We start from the raw sequence: 16,278 nt of genomic DNA on the forward strand, positions 1-16,278 counted from the left end.
TTGCGGGCTGGTGACTTCGTGCAGCAGGTGCCGGTCGATGTACAGAATTGTCGTGCCATCATCTTCGGCCCGAACAACGTGGGATTCCCAAAGTTTGTCGTAAAGCGTCTTCATCATGATTTATGCAGCGTTGCCACAGCCTGTAGTAAGTGATCAAGTGATACCAGGTCATACGGTGATCCACAAGGATTATGCCATATATTGCGGGACACAGAACCGAAACAGGTAAAAGCGTGGGATTGGCGATACAAAGTTTGGCCACATTGTTGGATATGAGCTGGAAATTGCCGATATCGGCTTGCCAGCGGCATCATAAGCCCATCCGTACACGGCCGGCCGAAGGACTGACGGCGGCGGCAGAAATACATGTTTTTCCCTCAATCTTTCGTGTATTGTGTTTCGACAATAATGACTGCGCACGCGCGCCACCACCTGGGGACTTCGATGAAACTGAACTTGTTGGCGCTGGCCGCCCTGACCCTGGCCGGCAGCCATGCGGCGGCGGCCACGCCAGGAGAAACATGCGTGCAGGACTTGCGCGCCATTGCGCCCTTCCTGCTGGAAAACGATACGGGCGCGCGCCAGCATCTGGAACAAAAGGGACAGGCGTATTTCGACCTGGCGCTGGCCACGGCTGCCACGTCGGCGGCCGGCGCAGCCGATGGCAATGCCTGCGATGCGATTCTGGAAAACTATGCGCGTACGTGGCGCAAGGGCCACCTGCACGTAAAACCGGGCAGCGCGCTCGATATCGCCAAACCGGCGCCGGCGCGCCCTGCTACGCCGGGACAGGCAGCGGTTTCGAAGGCGCCGGCGCTGCAGATATTGTCGGACTCGACTGTGCTCATGACCTTGCCCAGCTTTCACGGCAGTTACCGCGCCGCCGTGGCCAGCCTGCTCGACACGCACCGCGCGGCGCTGTCGGCGCGCCCCAACTGGATCCTCGACGTGCGCAGCAACGGCGGCGGCAGCGACAGCACGTATGCGCCCCTGCTGTCCTGGATCAGTTCAGATGAAATAGTGACGATGGGCGCCGAATGGCTGTCCACTCCAGCCAATATCGACGGCCAGGAAAAAGTCTGCGCACTGCTGGCGCCCGGCGACCAGGCCTGCGCGGCCTTTGCAAGCCAGGCCGTGGCGCAGATGCGCAGCGTCAAGCCGGGCCAGTACGTGCCGCAGCAAAGCGGCGGCACCATCAGCTATACGCGCGTGGACACGCCGGAGCCGCGCCGACCGGCGCGCGTGGCCGTACTGGTCGACCGCGACTGCGCCAGTTCCTGCGAAGAATTCCTGCTGGCGGCGCGGCAAAGTTTTCACGTCAAGCTGATCGGCCGCAACAGCTATGGCGCGCTCGACTATTCGAACATGCGCCTGCACCTCCTGCCGTCGGGCCAGCGCCACCTGCAATACGCCACCTCGCGCTCGGCCCGCCTGCCGCAGATGCAGGTGGATCTCGGCGGCATCATGCCCGACATCTATTTGCCGCCGCCAAAGGACGAGGCGGGCCGCGCTGAAGAAGTGCTGCGCGTGCAGCGCTGGCTGGAAGGCGGAAGCCTTCGCCCAAGCGATATTTGACACCGCTGGTCCCATAAAAAAAAGCCCGCTATATCCAGCGGGCTTTCTAACGAATCAAGCAAGACTCAGGCAGCTAAACGCACGCTACCTCTACACCCGTCCATCAGGAACGACAGACCCACGACCAGCACCAGCTCGCCTTCGGCCGAGCGGGCCGTGCCCGTGATGCCTTCCACGGTGATGGCCGTCATCGGCTTGATAACGAGGTCGGCCGTGCCATCGACGGCTTCCACGGCAAGGATGTACGGCTGTGGCGCAGCGACCACGATGCCGACGCGCTCGCTGCACGATTCGTAGCCCAGGGCGCCGGCCAGCGAACGCACGGGCAATGGACGGCCCTGGTCTTTCAGCACGGGCGCGCCGCCCACTTCCATGAAGGTTTCCGGCAATTCGACGACGCGCTGCACCACCGCCATCGGCAGCGCCAGCGCGGCGCCCGAGGTCGACACGAGCATGGTCGGCACGATCGACAATTCGATCGGCAGGCGGATGGCGAACTTGGTGCCCTTGCCCAACATGGATTCGATGTGGATGGCGCCGCGGTTTTTCTCCACGGCCGTCTTCACCACGTCCATGCCCACGCCGCGCCCGGAAACGCTGGAGGCGACTTCCTTGGTCGAGAAGCCCGGCAGGAACACCAGCTGGAAGCATTCGTCGTTGCTCAGTTGCGCGTTTTCGCTGATCAAGCCCTTTTGCTGGGCCTTGCTGCGCAGGAAGACGGGGTCCATGCCCTTGCCGTCATCCTGCAGCACGATCATGACGCTGTTGGCTTCCTGCCATGCCTTGAGTGAAATATACGATTTGGCGGGCTTGCCGGCGGCCAGGCGCGCTTCCGGCGATTCGACGCCATGGTCGAGCGAGTTGCGCAGCATGTGCACGAGCGGATCGTACAGGCTGTCCACCACCACGCGGTCGACTTCCGTCTCCGCGCCTTCGATGGTCAGTTCGACATCCTTGCCCAGGTCTTTCGCCAGTTCGCGCACCAGGCGCGGGAATTTCTGGAACAGGCGGCCGACAGGCTGCATGCGCGTGGCCAGGGTGGCCCGCTGCAATTCCGTCGAGTAACGCGAAGCGCGCTCCAGGGTTTCCGCCAGGGTCGCCATCAAAGTGGCGGCCTGGCCTTCGAATTTGAATTGCAACAAGCGCTCGAGCAGCACGGCAGCCTGGTTGGCGGCCTGCACGGATTCGCCGGCCACTTCCAGCAGCGCGTCGAGCTTGACGGCGTCGACACGGATGCTGTCTTCCTTGACGGGAGCAGCATGGCGCACTTCCGGACGCTCTTCGCGGCGTTCGGCGCCATCCCAGGCCTTGGCGGCCGGTTTGGCAGCAGCAGCGGCAGGTGCAGCAGGTGCGGCGGCCACGGTGGCAGGCGCAGCGGCAACGGCGGACACGGGCGCGGCAGCGACACGGCTACCGGCCGGGACGACGGCGTTGTACATGGCTTCCCAGTCCAGGCCATCGGCGCTGGCGGTGGACACGGCGGCAGCGGCGGGCGCTGCCACAACAGCTTCGGCAATCTGGGCAACGGGCGCGGCCACTTCCGCCACCACGGCGGCGGCAGGCGCAGGCGCGTCCATGCCCTTGCCTTCGATGGCGTTCGTCAGGATGTGTTCCAGCTCTTCCGGCATGGCCGGCAAGCTTTCCGGCGCGGCGCCATTGGCCAGTTCCGTCAGCTGGTCGGCGACGAAACCGGACGCTTGCAGCGCCGCCTCGATGGCGATCGGGGTGACAGGCGCGGCGCCCGTGCGCAAGGCGTCGAACAGGTTTTCCGTCAGATGGCAGGCCGCCACCAGCGCGGGCAAGCCCATGAATCCGGCGCCGCCCTTGATGGTGTGGAAGGAACGAAACACGGCATTCAGTGTTTCCTTGTTGTCAGGATCGCGCTCGAGGCGCAACAAGTGCTCTTCAACATTAACCGCAAGATCCATCGCCTCAACGACGAAATCCTTGAGCATATCGTCCATTAGAATCCCAAATCCGCAAGAAGGTCGTCGACATTATCCTGGTCCAGCGCCACCGACGGCACGGACGGGCCCTGCATCAGCGGCACCGGCTTTTGCGCCAGTTTTTCGCGTACTTCGGCCGGCGCGTTGTCGCGCAGCAGCTGGGCCAGTTCGTTTTCCACCGTCTTGGTGATGTTGACCACTTTTTTGATCAGCTGGCCCGTGATATCCTGGAAGTCCTGCGCCATCATGATTTCCAGCAAGCGCGCTTTTTCCGCTTCCGTTGCTTCAGCAACGGCTTGCGCGAACTGGCGCGAGTCGCCGGCCAGGGCCTTGAATTCTTCCAGGCTCAGCTTGCCATCGAACAGGGCCGTCCAGCGGCTGTCCATGTCCTTGGCCTTCTTCGACAGCACATCTTGCGCCGGCATGCCTTCGTCAAGCGTGTTCAAAACCTTGTTCGCGGCCTGTTCGGTCAGGGTGGCGACATATTCCAGGCGGTCCTGGGCGTCGACGATCTGCGACGACGCTTCCGTCAACGCCTTGTCGTAGCCCAGTTCGCGCAGCGAATCGTGCAGCAGGCGCACGATGCCGCCCAGACGCTCGAACATCGGCTTGTCGGACTGGTCGACGGGATCGGCCGCGTCGCCAGGCGCGTCGGCGCTGGCTGCGGGGGCCGCTTCCGGCTCGGCTGGCGCGGCGGCCACCGGCGCCGCAGCAGCGGCAGGCACGGCGGCGCTGGCCGACACGGAGTCGAACAGCGCGTCGAAATCGTCATCCGCGATCACGGCGGGAGCGGGCGCGGCGGCTGGTGCGGGCTGAGCCGCGGCCGCACTTTGCGCAGATACTTCATCGAATAATGCGTCGAAATCATCAGCGGCGTTGGTCATATCCCTGCTTCTCCATAATTTGTCAAAATTCCGCCTGAACTGTGCGTTTTACAGACTGATACCCACAATTTCTCGATTAAGATGATTTGAGGCAATACCGCTGCGATGGTGCGAGTGTAGCAGGGCGCCGCCCTGTTGGTAAATCTCAAAACGCGCTTCCTGGTGCAAAGCTGGCCCACAAGAGCTTTTCCACCAGGAAATAAGTGTTCCTGCTGTTGTATTTTGAAATACTACCATTGGCGTGCGTGCAAGACCACGCGCCGTACAAGAAATCCTGCTTCCGGGCGCCTGCGCAACAGTGCGGTATGGACTCGTCGGACATCGTTGCAGCTAAACACGATCTTTCTGCCAATGTTGTCTATACTGAAGGTGCAGTTGTATTGATAATTATCAAGTCTTTACATGAATACAATGCTGCCGCCGCGTCTACAATAAGAGGCGTTGCGCGCGCTCAGTCACCGCCAAAGGACCTGCCATGTATAAGAAAATTCTGATCGCCACGGACGGCTCCACCGTCTCCAACTTGACAGCCTGTGCCGGCGTTGCCTTTGCCGAACAGATGCACGCCGACATCCTTGCCGTGTACGTGGCGCCCGAATACCAGTACCCGGTGTACATCGAGATCATTCCGCCAAGCTATCCCAGCGAGGAAGAATACCGCATCGCCATGCGCAAGGCGGGCGCCGACCATTGGCAGCCCATCCTCGACGCGGCCGCCAAGCGGGGCCTGGAAGCAACGGGCCTGACGGCGTTTTCCGACAGCCCGGCCCTGAAAATCGTGGAAGTGGCGCAATTGCAGCATTGCGACCTGATTTTCATGGGCTCGCATGGCCGCAGCGGCTGGGGGCAATTGCTGCTGGGCAGCGTGACCAACAAGGTGCTGTCGCACTCGAAATTGCCCGTGCTCGTGCATAGGCTGATCAAGGAACCTCTGGCGGAATAAGGGGTCAGATGGCCACGGTGGCCGCTGTTGCCGGCACATTAAGAAAAAGGCAAATTTTCGGCCGCTTCAGTTAAAATGACAACGTTTCTCGCTTTTCAACATTTGATTGTCCGGTGACGGACATAGCAGATTTCACGCATCCAGATTGCCCGCCTATGATACGTATTGTGATTGCCGACGACCACACCATCATGCGAGAAGGATTGAAGCGCATCCTTGACGGCGCGCCGGACATCGATATCGTGGGTGAAGCCATCGACGGCTTTGAAGTCCTCAACCACGTGCGCCAGGGCGGCTTCGACCTGTTGCTGCTCGACCTGTCGATGCCGGGCCGCAGCGGCGTCGACCTGATCCGGCAAATCCGCAGCGAGGCGCCCAAGCTGGCCATCCTGATCCTCACCATGCACGAGGAAGAACAATATGCGGTGCGGGCCATCCGCGCCGGCGCGCAAGGCTATCTGACCAAGGAAAGCGCGGGCACCCAGCTCGTGGGCGCCATCCACAAGGTGGCGTCGGGACGCCCCTACATCAGCGCCGAAGTGGCGGAGCAGCTCGTGCTCAACATCATGATGCCGAATGAAAGCTTGCTGCACAAACAGTTGTCGGACCGCGAATTCGAAGTCTTTTCCCTGCTGGTGGCGGGCAAGTCGATCACGGAAATCGCCAACAACCTGCACCTGAGCGTCAAGACGGTGAGTACGCACAAGACGCGCATCATGCAAAAAATGGGCATGAGTTCGCTGTCGGAAATGGTCCAGTATGCCGTAGCGCACCGCCTGCTATCCCCCTTCAAGACCTGAGCCTTTCCACGCGCGCCAGCCGTAGGAACAATCCTACCTCACCTACCACAGCTCCTACTGCCATATTCAGCCACTGCTGATATTAATTGCATACGGTTGTTGGCATACTGAAACCAGTAATCAAGTTGCTGGGAAGTTATTTCATCACACAGCAAGTCGTCAGCGAATTGAGCTTTACCTGCCTGGACGCGCGCCGCCTCTTCCCTGCCCGCCGTCCTGCGCACCCTGTTATTCAACTCTGAACTACCTGTCACCAGGAGATGAACATGCTGTCCACGCAAACGCCCGAAACCCGCGCCGCCTCCCCATCGCTGGCCCCCTCCTCCCCGATGGAAGCAGGGCGCCAGCGCCAGGGGCGGCTATGGTCGAACCTGAAGGAGGTGTGCGATTTGCTGCATATCTCCAGTGCCTGCACCATCGCCGCCGACGAACTGCTGTTCCAGCACGTGCAATTCAAGACGGGCCAGCGCGTGCACACCATCGGCCAGCCGTTCGACACCCTGTATATCGTCAATTCGGGCTTCCTGAAAACCGTGCTCATCGATGAATTCGGCAATGAACAGGTACTGAGCTTCCCCATGAAGGGCGACATGCTGGGCGTCGACGGCATCCACTCGCGCCATTACTCCTCGGAAGCGGTGGCCCTTTCCGACTGCGACCTGATCCTGCTGCCGTTCAAGAAGCTGACGGCGCTGGGACGTGTTCACCTGGAACTGGAAAATGTCATGTACGGAGTGATGAGCCGCGAACTGGTACGCGAACAGGCCATGATCGGCATGCTGGGCGCCTTGAGCGCCGAAGCCCGCGTGGCGCGCTTCCTCGTCTCACTGGCCGACCGTTTCGCGCAGATGGGCTACTCAAGCAAGCTGTTCAACCTGCGCATGACGCGCCATGAAATCGGCAGCTACCTGGGCCTGACACTGGAAACGGTGAGCCGCACCCTGTCCGCCTTCAATGAAATCGGCCTCATCACGGTTGACCAGCGCACCATCGGCATCAAGGACCCGGACGCCCTGAAAACCCTGCGCCGCCTGCCGCCGTCGCGCTCGCGCGCCAAGCAACTGGCCGCCGCCAAGCTCAAGGCCGACACCAGCGCCGCGGCAGCCACCTCGGCGCAATTGCTGGCCACGATTTAACGCCATCCCGACTCTTCTTTCCAGCTTGGCACAGGCTTGACCCGGCCAAGGCGCGCACCGCCTTGCCGGGTCTTTTTTGCTGCCGCCGCCTTCCACGCCGCGCCAGCGGCTGCCTTTGTACGACCTCCTCGTCCAAGGCGCCGTACCGCCATAAAAAAGCGCGGATTCCCTACAAATAAGCCTTGCTTTTCGGGCCACATTCAACAATAATGCAAATACGAATCATTCTCAACTGAGATAAAGAAAGCCCAACATGCAAAGCTCAAAACCAGCCTTGATCCAGGATGCCGCTACCGCCCACGTCCGTCCTCCCGTCAGCATGGCCCAGCCGGCGCGCCGCATCACCAGCGAAGCGCTGCTGCAGCAGGGGCGCGAAGTGGAGATTGAGCACAGCGGCAAGATCTATCGCCTGCGCGTCACCCAATTGAACAAGCTGATCCTGACTGCCTGAAGCAGCACGGCAGCCAGTCACCACACTCGCCAGCCAGTCGCGCCCCGTGCGCGCAGCCAGCCAAACCACCGCACAGGAGTGTTTGATGGCGCACGACCGACCTTCCCCGATGTTTTCTTCCCCGCAAGGCCAACAGCCTGAATTGCTGCTGTCCGCCGTGCTGCACCTGATGTCGCACTACCATGCGGGCAGTCCCTGCGAGAAACTGGCCGGTGTCATCGAACGCCATCTGCAAGCGCTGGCCGGTTCGCCCGGCTTGGGCCCCGTACTGCAAGCAACTTGCCAGCAACTGTCGCAGCAATGGGCCGCCCTGGTGGCGCTGCACCAGCCCGTGCCGCCGAAGACCACCGTGCTGGAGCGCCTGGCACGGCTGCTGAGCGCCAGGCGTCCTGCCTCGCCCCTGCCGCAATAATTCTCTTCAACGACTGCCCCACCGCCCAACAGGATATCGCCATGTGTGACAAAGACAAGTCCCTGCCCGTCATCAGCAATTGCGCCCACGCCGACACGGAAACGGCCGCGCTCGCTTCGCGCCGCCGCCGGCTGTGGGAACTGTCGCACACCTGCCATTGCCCGCTGGTCGGCGTGGGCTTGCCATTGGGCTACCTGCGCAAGCTGGTGGGCAAGATGACGGGCGGGCGCGTGGTGGCCGACGACTACGAAGTGCACGTGGGCGCCGTGACGGAATGCGGCGCGCGCAACCGCCTGTCCGAAGCGCTGCAAAAGGAACTCGAACGCCGCTACGCTCCCGTGATCCTGCGCTTTCGCGGCGCCAAGACCACGGAGCAGGTAGCGCAACTGTGGCGCACGGCCGTCGCCAACGGCGACGTGTCGGGCGCTTTCTGGGCCGGCCTGACGCACCCGCGCTGCGACGCCGAGCTGGAAGAGCAGATGTGCCGCGACTTGCACATGATCCAGCACCAGGCCGGCGCCTGCGTGCGCGCCGACATGGGAAAATTTACGGCCTTGCAGGAAGAAAACGCGCGCCTGACACAGGAACTGGCCAAGCTGCAACAACGCAGCCAGGCGGCACTGATGGAAAAGACGGGCGAGCTGGAACGCCAGGAAGCCGTGCTGCTGCGCACGCGTGCCGAGGCCATCGGCAAGGATAGCGTGATCGACGGCTTGCGCGCGGAACTGGCGCAATTGCAGGCCGCCATCCCCGCGCTGGAATCGCGCACGCGCCTGGTCGAGCGCCTGGCGCAAATGGATGAGCGCGAAAAGGAATTGCGCCAGCAAATCGCGGAATTGAAACAGGCCCAGCCACGCCCGGCCGCCGTCGTGCCGCCACCAGCGCCGAAGCTGGAAGTGCCGACCGGCGGCAAGCTGAAGATGCCGATCCGCCTTGTCGACCAAAGCGTCTTGTGCGTGGGCGGACGCAGCGGCAATGTCGCCACCTACCGCGCCCTGATCGAGCGGGTCGGCGCGCAATTTGCCCACCACGATGGCGGCCTGGAAGACAATGCCAACCTGCTCGACTCGAGCCTGGCGGCGGCCGACCTGGTGATATGCCAGACGGGCTGCATCAGCCACAGCGCCTACTGGCGCGTGAAGGATTACTGCAAGCGCACGGGCAAGCGCTGCGTCTTCATCGACAACCCCAGCATCTCCAGCCTGGCGCGCGGCTTGCAGGAAGTGAGCGGCGACATGGACACGGCGCCGCTGGCCGATATCCAGCCGTAAGCCGTCCTTCTTTCTTAATACACGTCGCGCCGGTAGCGCCCTTCAGCTGCCAGCGCATCGAGCGCGGGCCGGCCCAGGATCTCTTGCAGCGCCTGGTCGACGCCGCCCGCCATGCCGGCCAGGCTGCCGCAAATATAGATGGCCGCGCCCTGCTCCAGCCACAGCTTGACTTCATCGGCATTGCCGCGCAGGCGGTCCTGCACGTAGGTCCGCTCCGCCTGGTCGCGCGAAAACGCCAGGTCCAGACGCGGCAAGTCGCCGCTGGCGTGCCAGCCTTCGATCTCTTCGCGATAATGAAAATCGTGGGCCACATTGCGTTCGCCAAAGATCAGCCAGTTGCGCCGCTGCCCTGCCAGCACGCGGCTTTTCAAATGTCCGCGCAAGCCGGCGATGCCGCTGCCGTTGCCGATCAAAATCAATGGACGCAGGGCATTGTCTTCCAGGCGGAAACGCCGGTGCTGGCGCAAGCGCAGCTGCACCACGTCGCCGACCTTGGCCTGCGCCGTGAGCCAGCCCGAGGCCAGGCCCAGGCTGCCATCGGGATGCGCATGCTGGCGTACCAGCAAGTGCACGCCGCCATCGCGCGGGATCGAGGCGATCGAATATTCGCGCGGCTGCGACGGGTCGGTGGGCGCCGTCACCTGCACCAGGTCGCCCGACTGCCACTCCGGCAAGCTGCCGGCCACGGGCGCCAGTTCCACATGATAGATGGCGCCGCCGGCGCTGCCGGGGTTGAGGTGGCGCCGCTGCGTCAGCCGCCAGTCGCCAAACGCGGGTGCGCTCCAGTCCGGCGCGTCGCTGGTGCCGGCCAGGTGGCTCAGGTGCTGGAACCACTGTTCGATGGCGGCGCTGGCGCTGCGGTCGACTTCGATGCGTTCGAACAGACGCGACGCGCCCTGCCCCGCCAGCCAGGCATCGAGCGCGCGGCCGAAGCCGCAATACTGGCCATAGCTGCGGTCGCCCAGGGCCAGCACGGCGTAATGCAGTTGCGGCAGCGCCAGCTCGCCCGTCATCAGCCGGCCCATGAAGGCGGCCGCATTGTCGGGCGCATCGCCTTCGCCATAGGTGCTGACCAGGAACAAGGCCCGTTCCGCCTGCTGCAGATCGGCGGCCGTGAGTTCGGCCAGCGCGCACAGGCGCACGGGGATGCCGGCCAGCTGCAGGCTGTGCGCCGTTTGCGTGGCCAGTTCCTCGGCATTGCCCGTCTGGCTCGCATACGCCACCAGCCAGGGCCGGCTGTTGGCCAGCGCCGCTTTTGCCGCATCGGCTGCGCGGCGCTTGTTGCGCGCGCGCAGCCAGGGCGCCAGGCACACGCCCGCATAACTGAGTGACAGGGCGGCCAACAAGGCCAGCCGCGTCGTATCGTGCGTAAAAATCATGGATTAATCGTTCATTCGTCGAGCATGGCCAGCATGTGGCTGCTCAGCGTTTCGTGGTAGCCGCGGCCGTCGCGCTGCAGGAAGCGCGCGGCCAGGCCCTGCTCTTCCGCCAGCGCCATGCCGGCCTCGACACCCAGCACGGTCAGGGCCGTCGACCAGGCGTCGGCCGCCATGCATTGCTCGTGCACGACGGTGACGGAAGCGAGTTGATTGGCGATCGGCATGCCGCTGCGCGGATCGATGGTGTGTGAGAAACGCACCGTGCCGTCCTGGAAAAAACGCCGGTAGTCGCCCGACGTCGCCACAGAGAGGCCGTGCAGCGCCAGCAGCATTTCCGGCGGATGCTGTGCACTATCGGCACTATCGGCGGCGCCATCGACCTGTTCCAGCATGACCCACCAAGGCTGGCCGTCGGGCTTGCTGCCGGCGCCGCGCAGCTCGCCACCGACTTCGACCAGGTAATGGTGGATGCCCTGGCTGTCCAGGTAGCGGGCCAGGCGGTCCACGCCATAGCCCTTGGCGATGGCGGACAAATCGAGCTGCAAGCCGCCCGGCTGGCGCGCGCGGCGGGCCGGCAAGTCCAGCTCCAGGCGGCGGCGCTGGCGTTGCGCCAGCAGCAGCGCCACGCTATCGTCTTTCGGCGGCAAAAAGCCCGGTTCATCGTAGCGATGGCGGGGGCCGAAACCCCACAGGTTGACGAGGGCGCCCGCGCACGGGTCGTACGCGCCGCCCGATGCTTGCGATACGTGCATGGCAAAGCCCAGCACCTCGCAAAACGCGGCTGGCAAGCTGTGCCAGCTGCCGGGCTCGGCCCGGTTGAAGCGGCCCAGGTCGGACTCGTCGCTCCAGTGGCTCATTTGCGCGACGACCAGGTCCAGCTGCTGCTGCAAGCCCTGCTGCAAGTCGGCGCTGCCCGCGCGTCCCGGCATGGCGGACTCGAGCAGGCGCACCGACCAGCTGGTGCCCATCGACAAGCCGCGCAAGTCCCGGATCGCGGCGCCGGGCGGCGCGGCCTGATCGGAAATATGCTGCGGCAGCAGGACCCGGCGCATCGGCGCTCTCGTGACGATGCCGCCGCTTACTGCGGCAGCACTTCCACGGTGGCCGCGTACGTCATGCGGCGCTCGGGCATGGCTGGCGGCTGGCCGGCCACGGCCGGTGCGGCCGCTGGCCAGGTGCTGCTCAGATAATACATGCCGGCCGCTGGCACAGTGAACGTGATCTCGCCCTTGGCGTCCGTGCTCTGGCGGATTTCACCGAGCACGCCACGGTAGCGCACGCCGCCTGGCACCAGGCTGAAGGCCTGGTTTGCCGCCGGCTTGCCGTCGACGAGGAAGCGCCACGTGGCTTTCTCGCCCGCGCGCAAGTCGTTCGGGTGCGTTACCGGCACGAATTCCAGGCCCACGCCGGTCGGCTTGAACACTTCCGTGCTCGTTTCGCCATTGCTGAAGAAAGTTTCCAGGCGCGCTGCCGTGCGCGTGACTTTCAGCTCTTGCGCGTCGGCCGGCACTTCCTTCTTGAACGTCTCTTCGTTACCGCGGAAACGCTTCTGCTCGCCGTTGAGCTTGTAGCTACCCATCACGTTTTGCGACACAATGGCCGCTTTATACGTGCCCGGCTTTTCCATTTTCACGTCGAAGACGCTGCGCAAACGGCCCGTAACCGTGTTCGCCGGCGTGACTTTCGCGCCGTCCGGGCCGATCACCTGCAGCGCGTCCAGGCGCAGCGGCTGGTGGTCAATCTCGAACAGGCCGTCGGAGACGGCGGCATCCACCGTCACCCAGGCGTCCTTGCTTTCCACCATCGTGCTCGATGGCACCATCCAGCCGCGGTGGGCATGGGCGTTCATGGCCAGGCCGGCCAGGGCCAGGGCGATCAGGGGTTTATTGAATTGCTTGAACATGATGTGCGCCTTATGGTTTGAGTTGGACGACGACATTACCGAGTTCTTCCTTGCCCTTGCCAGGCACGGACTGGGCCGATTTCAGCGGCCACTGGAACGGCACGCGCACCAGTTCGCGTCCGCCCGCTTCGCGCGCCGCTTCCACGACGACCTGGTATTCGCCGGCCGGCAGCTTGTCGAGCAAGGCCTTGGCGCCGGGGAACGTCAAGCTATGTTCGCCGGGCGCGCGCGTGGCGCCGCTGACGCCGTCAACAGGCATGGCCAGGTCGCGGCCGCTCTTGCGCCACCATTGGCGCATGTCCTTTAGCCATTTTTCGCCGGCCTTGTCCTTCTTTTTCACGTCATACAGCACGGCCAGGTTGCCAACGACCTTCTGGTCCGCCGTTTCCAGCCACGCCGCCACGTAAGGACGGTGGTATTCCGCCACATTCAATTGCGGAATTTCAATCTTGAGGGCCAGGTCGGCAGCCATCGCCGACGTACCGATCAGGGGAAGGCCAAGCGCCAGGGAGTAGCGTAATTTCATGGTGTGCCTGTAAAAAGGAAAAAACATCAGTGGATAAACAGCAAGGCGATCGCGCAAGGTATCAAGATACCGAGACCCACCATCGGCCAGGTAAATGGCCGGTTGGCCGCGTGGAATTTCAAAATCAATAGCCCCGTCAGGCAAAACACGATGCAGGCGCCGGCAAAGATGTCGATGAACCAGCTCCAGGCCACGCCCGTGTTGCGGCCCTTGTGGACGTCGTTGAGCCAGGACACCCAGCCCCGGTCCGTCAATTCATATTCGGCCGCCCCGTCTTCGAGGCCGATGCGCACCCAGGCGTCGCCGCCCGCCTTGGGCAGCGGCAGATACACTTCGTCGATCGACCATTCGGCGGGACGCCCGCCCGCATTGAGCGACCATTGCTGCTTGAGCCAGGCTTCGGCCGCGGCCGGCATGGGCGCGTTGGCGCCATCGTGCTTGGCGGCATAGGCGGCCAGTTCCGTGACGAGGGGCGCCGGCAGCTCCGCCTTCTGGCGCGTGATCGCCGGCTTGGATTCGATCTGGCCAGCGTGGTTCAGGGTGATGCCGGTAATGGCGAACAGAAACATGCCCAGCAGGCAAAGCGCGGAACTGATCCAGTGCCATTGATGCAAATTCTTCAGCCAGACGGCGCGGCTGGCGTTGTTCTTGGCCTTGTCTGCTGCGCCCGCATTACCCATCAAGCGCTCCCGGCAAGGAGCTGGCCAGGTGGCGCGACAAGTCAGTGTGCTTCATTCCCATCCTTCAATCAAAGTGCATGCTGATATTTTCAAACAAATGATAATGATTATCATTTATTAAGTCAATACATGGGGCGCTCCGCCGGGCCAGCGTTTTGTAACAGCTTTGAAACAAAGCTGGGCTGCTACGTAAGCTGCCGTACAGAGCCGCGTGCCATGCCCGTCTATGCTGTTGTTCAGGACAATCAAACAGGAGCACACCCATGCAAGCGTATTCCAGCGAACAACTGGCCAGCATCGCGGCCAAGATCAAGGACGTCAAATTCGGCATGCTGACCACCAGCGACGACATGCGCACCCTCACCAGCCGGCCGTTGACGCAGCAGCAGGTCGACAGCGAAGGGCAAATCTGGTTTTTTGTCTCGGACGATGCCGCCTACACGCGCGACTTGCCGAACAATCCGCAAGTCAACGTCAGCTTTGTCGACACGGGCGACAGCCTGTATGTATCCGTCTGCGGCCACGCGCAACTGCTGAAGGACCGCGCCAAGGCGGAGGAATTGTGGAACCCGCTGGTGAAAGCCTGGTTCCCGGGCGGACTCGACGATCCGAAACTGTCGCTGATCAAAGTGACGATCCAGTCGGCCGAATACTGGGATAGCAGCGCCAGCAAGATGATGCAATTCTATGAAATGGCCAAGGCCGCCATCACGGGCGAGCCGCCGAAGGATATGGGCGAACACGGCCGGGTCGATCTGTAGCAGATTTACCCTATTTTACCCGGGTAAAATTGCCTGCATTCTCCATGGAGGCAAACATGCATACCCCCGCAACATCCCAGCTCACCGCCTTCGCCGGCAAACGCAAAGTGGCCGCCGGCCCCTTGCACGCCGTGGCGCAAACACTGAAGGAACTGGTGACGCGCGAACCCGATGCGCAAATCCTGATTTTCGACGACGCCAGCGGCAGCCAGGTCGACCTGAACCTGCATGGCAGCCTGGCCGATGTGCTGCAGCGCCTGCCACGGGCAGGCACGCCGGCGCCGCAGGAAGAAACGCCCGCGCGCACGGCAGGCCGGCCGAAGCTGGGCGTGGTGGCGCGCGAAATCACCTTGCTGCCGCGTCACTGGCAATGGCTGGCAACGCAGCCGGGCGGCGCTTCCGTGGCCTTGCGCAAACTGGTGGAACACGCGCAGCGCGGCAACAAGGCGCACGATGAGCAGCGCCAGGCACGCGAAGCGGCCTATAAAGTCATGAATGCGCTGGCCGGCGATGCGCCCGGCTTCGAGGAAGCGAGCCGCGCCCTGTTCGCCGGCAAGCAGCCAGCGTTCCTCGCATGCGTGCAGGACTGGCCAGCCGACGTGCGCGAACACGTCTTGCAGCTGGCCCAGCGGGGATGGTCCGAAGATTAAGCGAAGGTTGAAAGATCAGACGCCCGTGCTGCCCGTGGTATCGGGCGCATCGTCGGCGCTCTGCCGGCTCTGCCCGGCGGAGCCGGCCTGGTGATGGGGCAAGCGGTCGGCACGACGCACTTCGCCGATGGAAAACAGATCGTCGCCAATATCGAGGCCTTGCTCGCTATCGACCAGCACAAAGCTCTCGGCCGACTCGGCCGTGCTTTGCTTGCTGCCTGCCGTGGACGGCGTGCCGCCCTGGCTATTGCCGGGCTGCGGCGTAGTGGAGTTGCCCATCATCTTCTCCCTGATCGTGAGTGCGAGTGGATTGCAGATTGACTGCGCGTGGACCATGGCCGGCGCAGCTCTTTCATCATAGTCCATGCCTGCTGCATTGCGTCAAAATTTTGCGCTAGCCAGCGGTAGCCAAACAAGCGCGGCCCTGGTCAGCGGCGTGCCTGTCTCCCGCTGGCCAGGGCCCATTGCTACCTTCTACTTGCTACTGCTCGCCAGTCACTACTTGTTGCGCGATCCCGAGCTGGAACCCGAACCGCCGCTTTGCTTGTTGCCACTGTCGCGGCCGCCATCCTGGTTCATGCTGGCATTGTCGCGCGACCCGCTGGAGCTGGAAGCGCTTTGCCGGTTGGCATCGTTCTTGTGGCTTTGGCTGCCTGCGCGGCGGGCCTCTTCCGACGTGAATTCATGCGCCGTGCCTTTTTCATGCGCCGCACGTCCGCCTTCGCTGGCGATTTCACGCTGCTGGGCAGGGTCCATGGAAGCGAAACCCCGTTTGCTGGTATCGCTTTGCTTGTTGCCGCCGCTGCTACTGCTGCTACTGGTTTTACTACCTTGCTGTTTATTGTCGCTCGATGTGGCCATGATGATCTCCTTGATCGATGGAATCAGAAACAATGCAAAAAACAATGCAAACCATGCAAATCTTCCCCCTCGCATGGCAAGGGAACCGTCATCTTAGTGC

The 16,278-nt window shown here is 63.1% G+C and carries 18 protein-coding genes; 9 read left to right on the plus strand and 9 right to left on the minus strand.

What is annotated here, in order from left to right; all coding sequences use genetic code 11:
• Positions 1 to 444: 444 nt before the first annotated feature.
• Complete coding sequence (locus tag VM94_RS24320; protein WP_046685800.1) at positions 445 to 1,575, plus strand: S41 family peptidase; 1,131 nt, start codon at positions 445 to 447, stop codon at positions 1,573 to 1,575.
• A gap of 65 nt (positions 1,576 to 1,640) precedes the next feature.
• On the opposite strand, the gene VM94_RS24325 is transcribed toward VM94_RS24320, so the two are convergent.
• Both VM94_RS24325 and VM94_RS24330 read right to left on the minus strand, forming a co-directional pair.
• The gene (locus VM94_RS24325; protein WP_046685801.1) at positions 1,641 to 3,539 is read right to left on the minus strand and encodes a chemotaxis protein CheA; all 1,899 of its coding nucleotides are present in this window, start codon (positions 3,537 to 3,539) and stop codon (positions 1,641 to 1,643) included.
• Positions 3,539 to 4,405: a protein phosphatase CheZ gene (locus VM94_RS24330; protein WP_046685802.1), complete on the minus strand. Its 867-nt coding sequence runs from the start codon at positions 4,403 to 4,405 to the stop codon at positions 3,539 to 3,541. Before VM94_RS24330 ends, VM94_RS24325 begins: the two co-directional genes overlap by 1 nt.
• A 475-nt stretch (positions 4,406 to 4,880) precedes the next feature.
• Between VM94_RS24330 and VM94_RS24335 the strand changes: the two genes are divergently transcribed.
• The 6 genes from VM94_RS24335 (at position 4,881) to VM94_RS24355 (ending at position 9,418) form a co-directional block, all read left to right on the plus strand.
• Positions 4,881 to 5,348, plus strand: coding sequence for a universal stress protein (locus VM94_RS24335; protein ID WP_046685803.1), 468 nt, complete (start codon positions 4,881 to 4,883; stop codon positions 5,346 to 5,348).
• A gap of 155 nt (positions 5,349 to 5,503) precedes the next feature.
• Positions 5,504 to 6,148, plus strand: a complete 645-nt coding sequence (locus VM94_RS24340) for a response regulator (RefSeq protein WP_034750556.1) — start codon at positions 5,504 to 5,506, stop codon at positions 6,146 to 6,148.
• 329 nt (positions 6,149 to 6,477) lie between these two features.
• Positions 6,478 to 7,284: a Crp/Fnr family transcriptional regulator gene (locus VM94_RS24345; RefSeq protein WP_046686236.1), complete on the plus strand. Its 807-nt coding sequence runs from the start codon at positions 6,478 to 6,480 to the stop codon at positions 7,282 to 7,284.
• Between the two features lie 253 nt (positions 7,285 to 7,537).
• Positions 7,538 to 7,735 (plus strand): hemin uptake protein HemP, encoded by a 198-nt coding sequence (gene hemP, locus VM94_RS27520; protein ID WP_034750559.1) that lies wholly within the window; start codon positions 7,538 to 7,540, stop codon positions 7,733 to 7,735.
• Positions 7,736 to 7,820: 85 nt separating this feature from the next.
• Positions 7,821 to 8,147: a hypothetical protein gene (locus tag VM94_RS24350; protein WP_046685804.1), complete on the plus strand. Its 327-nt coding sequence runs from the start codon at positions 7,821 to 7,823 to the stop codon at positions 8,145 to 8,147.
• 41 nt (positions 8,148 to 8,188) lie between these two features.
• Positions 8,189 to 9,418, plus strand: coding sequence for a DUF2325 domain-containing protein (locus VM94_RS24355; RefSeq protein WP_082127898.1), 1,230 nt, complete (start codon positions 8,189 to 8,191; stop codon positions 9,416 to 9,418).
• A 14-nt stretch (positions 9,419 to 9,432) separates the two neighbouring features.
• Here VM94_RS24355 and VM94_RS24360 read toward each other — a convergent pair whose 3' ends face one another.
• Genes VM94_RS24360 through VM94_RS24380 form a run of 5 tightly spaced genes read right to left on the minus strand, consistent with a single transcriptional unit; the run spans position 9,433 to position 13,906 of the window.
• Complete coding sequence (locus VM94_RS24360) at positions 9,433 to 10,797, minus strand: sulfite reductase subunit alpha (protein WP_046685805.1); 1,365 nt, start codon at positions 10,795 to 10,797, stop codon at positions 9,433 to 9,435.
• An 11-nt stretch (positions 10,798 to 10,808) separates the two neighbouring features.
• On the minus strand, positions 10,809 to 11,849 hold the full coding sequence (locus tag VM94_RS24365) for an FAD:protein FMN transferase (protein ID WP_046685806.1): 1,041 nt from the start codon (positions 11,847 to 11,849) through the stop codon (positions 10,809 to 10,811).
• A 26-nt stretch (positions 11,850 to 11,875) separates the two neighbouring features.
• On the minus strand, positions 11,876 to 12,700 hold the full coding sequence (locus tag VM94_RS24370; RefSeq protein WP_046685807.1) for a DUF4198 domain-containing protein: 825 nt from the start codon (positions 12,698 to 12,700) through the stop codon (positions 11,876 to 11,878).
• Positions 12,701 to 12,710: 10 nt separating this feature from the next.
• The gene (locus VM94_RS24375; RefSeq protein ID WP_046686238.1) at positions 12,711 to 13,226 is read right to left on the minus strand and encodes a DUF2271 domain-containing protein; all 516 of its coding nucleotides are present in this window, start codon (positions 13,224 to 13,226) and stop codon (positions 12,711 to 12,713) included.
• 26 nt (positions 13,227 to 13,252) lie between these two features.
• Positions 13,253 to 13,906, minus strand: coding sequence for a PepSY-associated TM helix domain-containing protein (locus tag VM94_RS24380; protein WP_046685808.1), 654 nt, complete (start codon positions 13,904 to 13,906; stop codon positions 13,253 to 13,255).
• A gap of 263 nt (positions 13,907 to 14,169) precedes the next feature.
• On the opposite strand from VM94_RS24380, the gene VM94_RS24385 reads away from it, so the two are divergent.
• Together VM94_RS24385 and VM94_RS24390 are read left to right on the plus strand one after the other, a co-directional pair.
• Complete coding sequence (locus tag VM94_RS24385; protein ID WP_046685809.1) at positions 14,170 to 14,667, plus strand: pyridoxamine 5'-phosphate oxidase family protein; 498 nt, start codon at positions 14,170 to 14,172, stop codon at positions 14,665 to 14,667.
• A gap of 56 nt (positions 14,668 to 14,723) precedes the next feature.
• Entirely contained in the window at positions 14,724 to 15,317 is a 594-nt protein-coding gene (locus VM94_RS24390) for a DUF2239 family protein (RefSeq protein ID WP_046685810.1), read from the plus strand.
• A 15-nt stretch (positions 15,318 to 15,332) separates the two neighbouring features.
• Here the strand turns inward: VM94_RS24390 and VM94_RS24395 are convergent, their stop codons facing one another.
• Positions 15,333 to 15,599, minus strand: a complete 267-nt coding sequence (locus VM94_RS24395; RefSeq protein WP_046685811.1) for a hypothetical protein — start codon at positions 15,597 to 15,599, stop codon at positions 15,333 to 15,335.
• Between the two features lie 216 nt (positions 15,600 to 15,815).
• Positions 15,816 to 16,178 carry a KGG domain-containing protein gene (locus tag VM94_RS24400; protein ID WP_046686239.1) on the minus strand — a complete coding sequence of 121 codons (363 nt, stop codon included), beginning with the start codon at positions 16,176 to 16,178 and terminating at the stop codon, positions 15,816 to 15,818.
• Positions 16,179 to 16,278 lie beyond the last annotated feature (100 nt).

It is taken from the genome of Janthinobacterium sp. KBS0711, from assembly GCF_000988085.1.
Lineage (GTDB): Bacteria > Pseudomonadota > Gammaproteobacteria > Burkholderiales > Burkholderiaceae_D > Janthinobacterium > Janthinobacterium lividum_E.